Consider the following 9,840-nt stretch of genomic DNA (forward strand, 5'->3'; position numbering starts at 1 on the left):
GCCCGGCGCGCGGCGGGGCCGCGGCGCGCCGGGCGGGGTGCCGGCGGGCGGTCAGCGGCGCGGCGGGCTGGAGTAGTACCGCGTCAGCCAGCGGCTGAGGCCGTCCAGGCCGGGGAAGAGCACGCGCTCGGTGACGTTGGCCTGGTCCAGCCGCTCGCGCACCTGCCGCTTCAGCGCGGCGGGCACCACCAGCTTGCGCACCAGCGGCGGCTCGGCGCGCGCCAGCCACTCGTCGGGGCGCTGGTGCGCGGAGGAGACCACCGAGAAGCTCGCGTACTGGTTCACGATGCGCTCGTCCAGCGACGGCGGCTCGAAGAACACCATGAACGGCTCCTCGTCGAGCTCGTCGAAGCGCGCCAGGGTGGGGGCGACCTCGCCCAGCAGCTCCACGGTGAACGCGGTGCCGCCCGAGCGCTCCAGCGCGGCGCGCAGCCCCTCCGGCAGCCGCTCGTGCACCGCCACGAAGTCCGCGCTCCACACCGCGCCGTCCTCGCCGTGGCGCTCCACGTCGGCGGTGGCGAAGTGCAGCGCCACCAGCGGCGAGTACGTCCAGTCCAGGATCCGGGTGGGCAGGCCGTGGTGCTGGGCCAGCGTCAGCCACTCCCAGTCGTTCTCCTGGTGCCGGAAGGGCACGCGCGAGTACTTGCGGAAGTTGCGCAGCAGGTCCGTCTCGCGCTCGGTGCGCCCCAGCCGCTGCACGGAGGTGCGCAGCCCGTACCCGGCGCAGGGCAGGCCCCGGTGCACCACGTTGGAGTGGTAGCGACCGGCGCGCTGCGGCCAGGGCTCGGAGAAGAGCAGGTCGTGCAGCTCCGCCCACGAGCGGGGGAGGACCGTCTCGACGCGGGGGTGGTCGACCGCTGGCACTGCTGCTCCTCGTCGTCCTGCGCGACCGCGCGCACCCCGGGCCCCGGCTCGACCCGTCCCGTCCTGATCGTCCCGCGCCCGGCGCCCCGGCGCCCGGCGGGGCGCGTCCGGGGCCCGGCGGCTCACCAGCTCGCGACGGTCTCCCGGTCGTACACCCACACGGCCGAGTCGCTGATGACCGTCACGTCCGCGGCGTGCCCGGCCAGGCCGCGCCGCGCGGCGGCCTGCTCCACCTTCACCAGCGCGCGCTGGGCGGCGCTCTCGGCGTCCAGGCCGTCGCCGTCCACGCTCACGACCACGTCGTGCTCGGGGGCGTCCACCGACTCGATGCGCGGGTGGGCGGTGCGCAGGTCGGCCACCAGGTCCCTCAGCGCCCCCTCGGGCCAGTCCCGGTCCGCGTGCAGCCGCACGTACACGGCGTACTCGTGGTCGAGGTCGGCCACGCCCTGCTCGATGAGCTCGTCGATCTCCAGGTCCACCGCGGTCCCCGGCACCGCGTCGTCCCGCTGCGCTCCCGTCGTCATGGGGGTCAGCATGGCGCACCCGCCGCGGCCCGCACGTCGGGGCCGGGGGACGGGTCCGGCGGGTGGCCGGGCGGTGGCCGGGCCGTGGCGGTCGTGCACGCGGCGGGGTGCTGCCGCGCCCCGCGGCGCGCGCGGGTGCCCGGGCGGCATAGGGTCGGGTCATGCGCAGAGCGAAGATCGTCTGCACCCTCGGGCCCGCGGTGGCCGGCCCCGAGCGGTTGCGGGCCCTGGTGGACGCCGGCATGGACGTCGCCCGGATGAACCTGAGCCACGGCTCCCACGACGACCACCGGGCCAACTTCGAGGGGGTGCGCGCCGCGGCGGAGGCCACCGGACGTTCCGTGGGCGTCCTCGCCGACCTGCAGGGCCCCAAGATCCGCCTCGGCCGGTTCGCCGACGGCCCCCACGAGCTCGCCGTCGGCGACGTCTTCACCATCACCACCGAGGACGTGGTGGGCACCAAGGACGTGTGCTCCACCACGTACAAGGGCCTGCCCGGCGACGTCTCCGTCGGGGACCGCATCCTCATCGACGACGGCAAGGTCGGCCTGGACGTCACGGCCGTGGAGGGCCCGCGCGTGGTCACCCGCGTCGCCGTGCCCGGCCCGGTCAGCAACAACAAGGGCATCAACCTGCCCGGCGTGGCCGTCAGCGTGCCGGCCCTGTCCGAGAAGGACGTCGAGGACCTGCGCTTCGCGCTGCGCCTGGGCGTGGACATGGTCGCGCTGTCGTTCGTGCGCTCGGCGGCCGACGCCGACGACGTCCACAAGATCATGGACGAGGAGGGCGTGACCGTCCCGATCGTCGCCAAGGTCGAGAAGCCGCAGGCGGTGCAGAACCTGCGCGAGATCGTGGCCGCCTTCGACGGCATCATGGTCGCCCGCGGCGACCTGGGCGTGGAGCTGCCCCTGGAGGAGGTCCCCCTCGTCCAGAAGCGCGCCATCGAGCTGGCGCGCCGGCAGGCCAAGCCGGTCATCGTCGCCACCCAGATGCTCGAGTCCATGATCGGGGCGCCGCGGCCCACCCGCGCGGAGGCCTCCGACTGCGCCAACGCCGTCCTGGACGGCGCGGACGCGCTCATGCTCTCCGGCGAGACCAGCGTGGGGGCCTTCCCCTACGAGGCGGTGCGCACCATGGCGCGCATCATCGAGAACACCGAGACCCACGGCGCCGAGCGCATCGCCCCGCTGGGCAGCACCCCGCACACCAAGGGCGGTGCGGTGACCCTGGCGGCCTCGGAGATCGGCAGGCAGCTGGACGCCAAGCTGCTGGTGACCTTCACCCAGTCCGGCGACTCCGCCCGCCGCCTGTCGCGGCTGCGCTCGCCCATCCCGCTGCTGGCCTTCACGCCGGAGGAGGCCACCCGCCGGCGCCTGGCGCTGAGCTGGGGCATCGAGGCGCAGCACGCGCCGTTCATCAACACCACCGACGAGATGGTCAAGGCGGTGGACGCGCGCCTGCAGGAGATGGGCCGCTGCGCCGAGGGCGACCTGGTCGTCATCGTCGCCGGGGCCCCCCCGGGGATCGTGGGCTCGACCAACGCCGTGCGCGTGCACCGCATCGGCGACGCGACGGCGGGGGTGTCCTCGGCGTACGCCTGAGGCCGGGTGGCGGGCGGGGGGAGGGACCGCGACGGTCCCTCCCCCCGCCCGCGCCGTGCGCGGGCGGTGCGCGGTGCCCCGGGTGGGATTCGAACCCACACTGGATCGAGTTTGAGTCGACTGCCTCTGCCGGTTGGGCTACCGGGGCGCACCGGCGCGTCCGGCCGCCGTGCGCGGAACGGGTCCGCCGGCGCCGCCGGGCGCGCGCTGGGCACCTTACCGGGCGCGCCCGCGCCGCCGGTGGGCGGCGGGTCCCCGGCGCGCCGGCGCGGGGCGACTAGGATGCGCGTGTGACCAACACTTCCGACACCGCCGCGACCCCGTCCTCGACCGCTCGCCGCGTGGTCGTCGCGGAGGACGAGGCGATCATCCGCCTCGACATCGTGGAGATGCTGCGGGAGGCCGGCTACGACGTCGTCGGCGAGGCCGGCAACGGCGAGCAGGCGGTCGCCCTGGCCGAGGAGCACAAGCCCGACCTGGTCGTCATGGACATCAAGATGCCCGTCCTGGACGGCATCTCGGCGGCCGAGCGCATCGTCAAGGCCCGCATCGCGCCGGTGGTGCTGCTGACCGCCTTCTCCCAGGCCGAGCTCGTCGAGCGCGCCCGCGACGCCGGGGCCATGGCGTACGTCGTCAAGCCGTTCACCTCCGCCGACCTGCTGCCCGCCGTGGAGATCGCCGTCAGCCGGCACCAGCAGATCATGGCCCTGGAGGACGAGGTCGCCGACCTCGCCGACCGCTTCGAGACGCGCAAGCTCGTCGACCGCGCCAAGTCCAAGCTGCAGACGCAGTTCGGCATGACCGAGCCCGAGGCGTTCCGCTGGATCCAGAAGACGTCCATGGACAAGCGCCTGACGATGCGCGAGGTGGCCACCACGGTCATCAGCGCCGGTGACGACCGCTCCTGACCCGCGCGGGCCCGCGCCCGACCCGCACCGCCCCCAGGACCCCGGCACGCCCAGCGTGCCGGGGTCCTGCCGTCCCGGGGAGCTTTCTGCTCAGCGCGGCGGCGCCGCGGCATTCCCTTTGTGTAACGGACCGGTGAAATCGGCCCCGTCCACCCCCTGTGCACCGCACCCTCGCCTACTCTTCACCCGGCTCCACCGCCCCCCGGTGCGGCCCGCGGGGACGCGGTCCCCTGTCCAGGAGGACTTGCCCGTGCGCTCCATCGTCAAGCTCGCGACCCCCGTCGCAGCCGCTGCCCTGCTGCTCACCGCGTGCGGGGGCACCACCGGCGGCTCCACCGAGGAGCCGTCCGCCGGCGCGAGCAGCGGGAGCAGCTGCCCCGAGGGTCTGAGCATCGGCTTCTTCGGCGCCCTGACCGGACCCGACGCCAACCTGGGCGTGAACATCCGCAACGGCGTGGACCTGGCCGTGACCCAGCACAACGCGCAGGACGGCGCCTGCCAGGTCGCCCTCGAGGAGTACGACTCCCAGGGGCTGCCGGACCAGGCCACCGGCCTGGCCACCCAGGCGGTGCGCGACGAGAACGTCCTGGGCGTCGTCGGCCCGGCGTTCTCCGGCGAGTCCCGCGTGGCCGACCCGATCTTCGCCGAGGCCGGGCTGGTGGGCATCACCCCCTCGGCCACCAACCCCTCGCTGGCCGAGCAGGGCTGGGAGACGTTCTTCCGCGTCCTGGGCAACGACGCCACGCAGGGCCCGGCGGCCGCCTCGTACATCACCGGCACCCTGGGCAAGCAGAAGGTGTACGTCGTCGACGACGCCAGCGAGTACGGCAAGGGCCTGGCCGACCTGGTGCGCGCCGACCTGGGCGCGGCGAAGGTCAAGGACAACACCGTGCAGAAGGGGCAGACCGACTTCTCCGCGGTCGTGGCCGACATCCGCGCGACCGGCGCCGACGCGGTCTTCTTCGGCGGGTACTACGCCGAGGCGGGCCTGCTGGCCAAGCAGATGCGCGACGCCGGGCTGACCAGCGAGCAGGTCGCCTTCGTCAGCGACGACGGCGCCAAGGACAACGGCTTCGTCACCGCCGCCGGCCAGGCCGCGGCCGAGGGCACCGTCTTCACCTGCCCGTGCCTGCCGCCGGACCAGGCCGAGGGCACCTTCGTGCAGGACTACACCGACGCCTACGGCACCGCGCCGGCCACGTACTCCGCCGAGGGCTTCGACGCGGCGAACATCCTGCTCGACGGCATCGCCGACGGGAGCACCACCCGCGAGGACCTGCTGGAGTTCGTCAAGGGCTACGACGAGGCGGGCGTGACCAAGCAGCTGACGTTCGACGACAAGGGCGAGCCCAGCGAGATCAGCGTGTGGGCCTACAAGGTCGAGGGCGGCCAGATCGTCGCCGACCAGGAGATCCCGGCCTCCTGAGGCCACGGCGCGGCCCCACCCGCCAGCTGCGCGGGTGGGGCCGCGCCGTGCCCGGCACCTCACCCCCGTCCCCGCTCGAACCGAACCGGGTGGTCCCCCTGAGCACCTTCCTGAACCTGACCTTCACGGGTCTGGTCGTGGGCGCCATCTACGGCCTCTTCGCCCTCGGCTACACCCTCGTCTACGGCGTCCTGCGCCTGATCAACTTCGCCCACTCCGAGGTCTTCATGTGGGGGTCCTTCGCGGCCGTCTGGATGATGACCCTGCTCAACGCCCGCGCCGGGTCGGGCGGGCCGGCGGCGGTGCTGTACCTGCTGCTGGCGCTGCTGGCCGCCATGGCCGTCTCCGGCGCGGTCGCGCTGCTCGTCGAACGCGTGGCCTACCGGCGGCTGCGCGAGAAGAAGTCCCCGCCGCTGGTCGCGCTCATCTCCGCCATCGGCGCCTCGTTCATGCTCTCCGAGATCATGGGCCTGCGCGACCGCATCGCCGGCTGGCTGAACCTGGACGGCGTGCTCGGCGACTACGTGCGCCCGGCGCGCGAGAACACCCAGTTCGTCAACCCGCTGCCCAACGCCACGCTGCTGGACGTCGGCGGCTTCCAGGTCCGCAGCACCCAGCTCATCGTGCTCGTCGCCGCGCTGGCGATGATGATCGCCCTGGAGCAGTTCGTGCGGCGCTCGCGGCTGGGCCGCGGCGTGCGCGCGGTGTCCCAGGACGCCGAGGCCGCCGCCCTGATGGGCGTGGACCAGAAGCGCGTCGTCCAGTTGACGTTCCTGCTCGGCGGTCTGATGGCCGGTGCGGCGGCGCTGCTGTACCTGATGCACATCGGCGTCACGCGCTACAACGTCGGGTTCATCCTCGGCATCAAAGCGTTCACCGCCGCCGTCCTGGGCGGCATCGGCAACATCCGCGGCGCCCTGCTGGGCGGCCTGGTCCTCGGCCTGGCCGAGAACTACGGCTCGCAGCTGTTCGGCTCCGCCTGGAAGGACGTCGTCTCCTTCCTGCTGCTGGTGGTCGTCCTGCTCTTCCGCCCCACCGGCCTGCTCGGTGAGTCCCTGGGGAAGGCCCGCGCATGAGCACGTCCACGACGTCCACGACGTCCCCGAAGCCCGAGCGGCGCACGCTGGGCGAGCGCTGGGCCGACCTGCCCAAGCCCGTCAAGATCGTCGTGTGGCTGGCGGTGGCGCTGTTCTTCTACGCGCTGCCGCTGCTGAACCCGCCGCTGCTGTCCACCCCGGAGTCCGACTTCGGCTCCGTGATGTTCACGGTGGCCTCCTACGCCCTGGTCGCCCTGGGCCTGAACATCGTGCTCGGCTACGCCGGCCTGCTGGACCTGGGCTACGTCGGCTTCTACGCCATCGGCGCCTACACCGTGGGCGTCTTCGGCTCCCTGCACGGCTCGCTGCCGTTCTGGCTGCTCATCGTGCTGGCGGTGTGCATCTCCACCGCCTCGGGCCTGCTGCTGGGCGCGCCCACGCTGCGCGTGCGCGGGGACTACCTGGCCATCGTCACGCTCGGCTTCGGCGAGATCATCCGCCTGGTCGCGCTGAACTCCGAGTGGCTGAACCAGTCCCGCGGCATCCAGGACATCCCCCGCCCGCCGGACATCACGATCGGCGGCGAGCCGGTGTTCGAGGTGCCGCGCCTGCTGTGGGACGGGCTGACCGCCACCGTCGACCTGGGCAACACCTCCGCGTTCCTGGAGTTCGGCCTGCTCGACGGCGTGCCGTACTACTGGCTGGCGCTGAGCGTCATCATCCTCGTCCTCCTCGGCGACGTCCTGCTGCAGGACAGCCGCGTGGGCCGGGCCTGGGAGGCCACCCGCGAGGACGAGGAGGCCGCCGAGCTCAACGGCGTGCCCACCTTCCGCTACAAGCTGCTGGCGTTCGCGATGGGCGCGTTCATCGGCGGCCTGTCCGGGGCGCTGTTCGCCGCCCGCCAGGGCGCCATCAACCCCGAGACGTTCACCGTGCAGCTGTCCATGCTGTTCCTGGCGGCCGTCGTCGTCGGCGGCCAGGGCAACCGCTGGGGCGCCCTGGTGGGTGCCGCCGTGGTGGCCTACCTGCCCGAGCGGTTCCGCGAGTTCGCCGACTTCCGCGTCGTCGTCTTCGGCCTGCTCCTGCTGCTGCTGGCGAACTTCCGCCCGCAGGGCCTGCTGCCGCCGCGGCGCGCCCGCCGCGCCCAGCGCGCCGGCAAGCGCCTGGCCGAGCTCGAGGGGACGGAGGAGGGGGCACGTGCCTGACCTCGCGAAGGACACCGCCGCACCGGCGCCGGGCACCGGCGAGGCGCTGCTGCGCCTGGAGGGCGTCACGCTGCGCTTCGGCGGCGTCGTGGCCGTCAACGACGTCTCGTTCGAGATCCGCCGCGGCGAGATCCTCGGCCTGATCGGTCCCAACGGCGCCGGCAAGACCAGCTGCTTCAACGCCCTGACCGGCGTGTACCAGCCCACCAGCGGGCAGGTCGTCTTCGACGGCCGGCCCCTGGGCCGGCGCAAGCGGTACCAGATCAACCGCCTCGGCATCGCCCGCACCTTCCAGAACATCCGGCTGTTCCAGAACATGACGGCCCGCGAGAACGTCCTGGTCGGCGCGGACTCGCACCACCGCGCGGGGGTGCTGAACTCCCTGCTGCGCCTGCCGCTGCACCGCCGGGAGACCGCCGAGGGGAACCGGCGGGCCGATGAGCTGCTGGAGCTGATGGACCTCGGCCACCGCGGCGACGACCTGGCGCGCAACCTCTCCTACGGCGAGCAGCGCCGGCTGGAGATCGCCCGCGCGCTGGCCACCAGGCCCAAGCTGCTGTGCCTGGACGAGCCGGCCGCCGGGTTCAACCCCGTCGAGAAGCAGCGGCTGATGGACCTCATCCGCCGCGTGCGCGACATGGGCAACACCGTGCTGCTCATCGAGCACGACATGCGCCTGGTCATGGGGGTCACCGACCGCATCGTGGTGCTGGAGTTCGGCAAGAAGATCGCCGAGGGCACCCCGGAGCAGATCCGCAACGACCCCGCCGTCATCGCCGCCTACCTCGGCGTGGACGACGACCAGCTCACCGACGAGGAGGAGAACCTGTGAGCGAGCGCGCCCTGGGCGAGGACCAGCTCGTCGTGGAGGGCCTCAGCGTCAACTACGGGCGCATCGAGGCCATCCGCGACGTGTCCTTCCGCGTGCCGGCCGGGGGCATCGCCACGCTCATCGGCGCCAACGGCGCCGGCAAGACCACCACGCTGAAGACCGTCTCGGGCCTGCGCACGGTGCGCGCCGGGCGCATCGTCTTCGAGGGCGAGGACATCAGCCGGGTGCCCTCGCACCAGCTCGTCAAGCGGGGGCTGTGCCAGGCCCCCGAGGGGCGCGGCACGTTCCCGGGCATGACGGTCGAGGAGAACCTCGACATGGGCGCCTACACGCGCTCGGACCGCAAGAGCGCGGCCTACCGGGCCGACATGGACCGGGTGTTCACGCTCTTCCCCCGCCTGGCCGAGCGCCGCGCGCAGGCGGCGGGCACCATGTCCGGCGGCGAGCAGCAGATGCTCGCCATCGGCCGGGCGCTCATGAGCCGCCCCCGGGTGCTGCTGCTGGACGAGCCCTCCATGGGGCTGGCGCCCAAGCTCATCCAGCAGATCTTCTCCATCATCGTGGAGATCAACCGCCAGGGCACCACCGTGCTGCTCGTGGAGCAGAACGCCGCCCAGGCCCTGCGCACCGCGGACGTGGCCTACGTGCTGGAGACCGGCTCGGTGGCGCGCGCGGGCCGGTGCGCGCACGGCGTTGACCCGCGCGGGTGAGAGCGCGCTCAGCGGTGCACCGCACCGCCCCGGCACCGCTTCCCTCCCGCCCGCGCAGGCCCTAAGGTCCCCTCAGCCGCGAGCGCGGCGACCGGAGGCGGGGGCCCGGTCCGTTCGAGGAGGACGCCGTGCCGAGACCTGTCGTGGTGGTGCGCGAAGCCGCGGTCACCGACGTGGACACCCTGATGCAGCTGTACGCCTCCGCGCGCTTCGACCAGGGGCAGCTGCGCGCCTCCGTGGACAGCGTGCGCACCCGGCTGGTGCGCGCACTGGCCGACGGCAGCGTGCGCGTGCTGATCGCCTCCGTCGGCCCGCGGCCCGCCGGCTACGCGCTGCTGAGCGCCTCCCCGCTGCTGCCGCTGGGGGGCTCGACCGGCCCCAGCGTGGAGCACCTGCACGTCGTCCCCGAGCACCGCCGCCGCGGCGTCGGGCGCGCGCTGCTGCGCCGTGCGCTGCAGCTGGCCGAGGCCGAGGGCGCGGAGCAGCTGGCCTGCACCGTCCTGCCGGGGGACCGCGACTACACCCGCTACCTCGCGCGCCTGGGGTTCGCCCCCGTCGTCGTGCGCCGCGCCGTGCCCCTGACCGTCCTGCGCCGCCGCCTGGCCGGGGACGTCGGCGCCGGTGAGCACCCCGGCGCCGGCGTCTCCGGCGTGGTCGCCCGCCGCCGCTCCCTGCGCGCCCGCCTGGCCCGCGGCGCGGCGCCCGCCGTCCCCGGCGCGCCGGGGACGGCGGG

At 73.8% G+C, this 9,840-nt stretch carries 10 protein-coding genes and 1 tRNA gene; 8 read left to right on the forward strand and 3 right to left on the reverse strand.

Annotation, left to right across the window (positions count from 1 at the left end):
• Window positions 1-51: 51 nt before the first annotated feature.
• Together GTR00_RS07095 and GTR00_RS07100 are read right to left on the reverse strand one after the other, a co-directional pair.
• Window positions 52-864, reverse strand: coding sequence for an FRG domain-containing protein (locus GTR00_RS07095; protein WP_166610934.1), 813 nt, complete (start codon window positions 862-864; stop codon window positions 52-54).
• 122 nt (window positions 865-986) lie between these two features.
• Window positions 987-1,388 carry a hypothetical protein gene (locus GTR00_RS07100; RefSeq protein ID WP_166610935.1) on the reverse strand — a complete coding sequence of 134 codons (402 nt, stop codon included), beginning with the start codon at window positions 1,386-1,388 and terminating at the stop codon, window positions 987-989.
• A gap of 161 nt (window positions 1,389-1,549) precedes the next feature.
• Here GTR00_RS07100 and pyk point away from each other — a divergent pair, with 161 nt between their 5' ends.
• Window positions 1,550-2,989, forward strand: a complete 1,440-nt coding sequence (pyk, locus tag GTR00_RS07105) for a pyruvate kinase (protein WP_166610936.1) — start codon at window positions 1,550-1,552, stop codon at window positions 2,987-2,989.
• A 74-nt stretch (window positions 2,990-3,063) separates the two neighbouring features.
• Here the strand turns inward: pyk and GTR00_RS07110 are convergent.
• Window positions 3,064-3,137 (reverse strand) — tRNA-Leu (locus tag GTR00_RS07110).
• A 142-nt stretch (window positions 3,138-3,279) separates the two neighbouring features.
• On the opposite strand from GTR00_RS07110, the gene GTR00_RS25615 reads away from it, so the two are divergent.
• From GTR00_RS25615 to GTR00_RS07145, 7 genes are all read left to right on the forward strand, one after another.
• Entirely contained in the window at window positions 3,280-3,897 is a 618-nt protein-coding gene (locus tag GTR00_RS25615; protein WP_166610937.1) for an ANTAR domain-containing response regulator, read from the forward strand.
• Window positions 3,898-4,147: 250 nt separating this feature from the next.
• Window positions 4,148-5,323, forward strand: a complete 1,176-nt coding sequence (locus GTR00_RS07120) for a branched-chain amino acid ABC transporter substrate-binding protein (protein WP_166610938.1) — start codon at window positions 4,148-4,150, stop codon at window positions 5,321-5,323.
• A gap of 89 nt (window positions 5,324-5,412) precedes the next feature.
• On the forward strand, window positions 5,413-6,399 hold the full coding sequence (locus GTR00_RS07125; protein WP_166610939.1) for a branched-chain amino acid ABC transporter permease: 987 nt from the start codon (window positions 5,413-5,415) through the stop codon (window positions 6,397-6,399).
• The gene (locus GTR00_RS07130) at window positions 6,396-7,565 is read left to right on the forward strand and encodes a branched-chain amino acid ABC transporter permease (RefSeq protein ID WP_166610940.1); all 1,170 of its coding nucleotides are present in this window, start codon (window positions 6,396-6,398) and stop codon (window positions 7,563-7,565) included. The genes GTR00_RS07125 and GTR00_RS07130 overlap by 4 nt, the downstream gene beginning before the upstream one ends.
• Entirely contained in the window at window positions 7,558-8,397 is an 840-nt protein-coding gene (locus tag GTR00_RS07135) for an ABC transporter ATP-binding protein (protein ID WP_166610941.1), read from the forward strand. Before GTR00_RS07130 ends, GTR00_RS07135 begins: the two co-directional genes overlap by 8 nt.
• The gene (locus tag GTR00_RS07140; protein WP_323132303.1) at window positions 8,394-9,107 is read left to right on the forward strand and encodes an ABC transporter ATP-binding protein; all 714 of its coding nucleotides are present in this window, start codon (window positions 8,394-8,396) and stop codon (window positions 9,105-9,107) included. Before GTR00_RS07135 ends, GTR00_RS07140 begins: the two co-directional genes overlap by 4 nt.
• 128 nt (window positions 9,108-9,235) lie before the next feature.
• Window positions 9,236-9,840, forward strand: a 605-nt coding sequence (locus GTR00_RS07145; protein WP_166610942.1) for a GNAT family N-acetyltransferase, incomplete at its 3' end; no start/stop codon positions are given.

Origin of the sequence: Kineococcus indalonis, assembly GCF_009906395.1 — a bacterium.
GTDB lineage: Bacteria > Actinomycetota > Actinomycetes > Actinomycetales > Kineococcaceae > Kineococcus > Kineococcus indalonis.

What these genes read in the sequence shown, in the direction of transcription:
- GTR00_RS07100 (WP_166610935.1), bottom strand. Translation starts at nt 1,388, where the DNA reads ATGACGACGGGAGCGCAGCGGGACGACGCGGTGCCGGGGACCGCGGTG.
- pyk (WP_166610936.1), top strand. Translation starts at nt 1,550, where the DNA reads ATGCGCAGAGCGAAGATCGTCTGCACCCTCGGGCCCGCGGTGGCCGGC.
- GTR00_RS07130 (WP_166610940.1), top strand. Translation starts at nt 6,396, where the DNA reads ATGAGCACGTCCACGACGTCCACGACGTCCCCGAAGCCCGAGCGGCGC.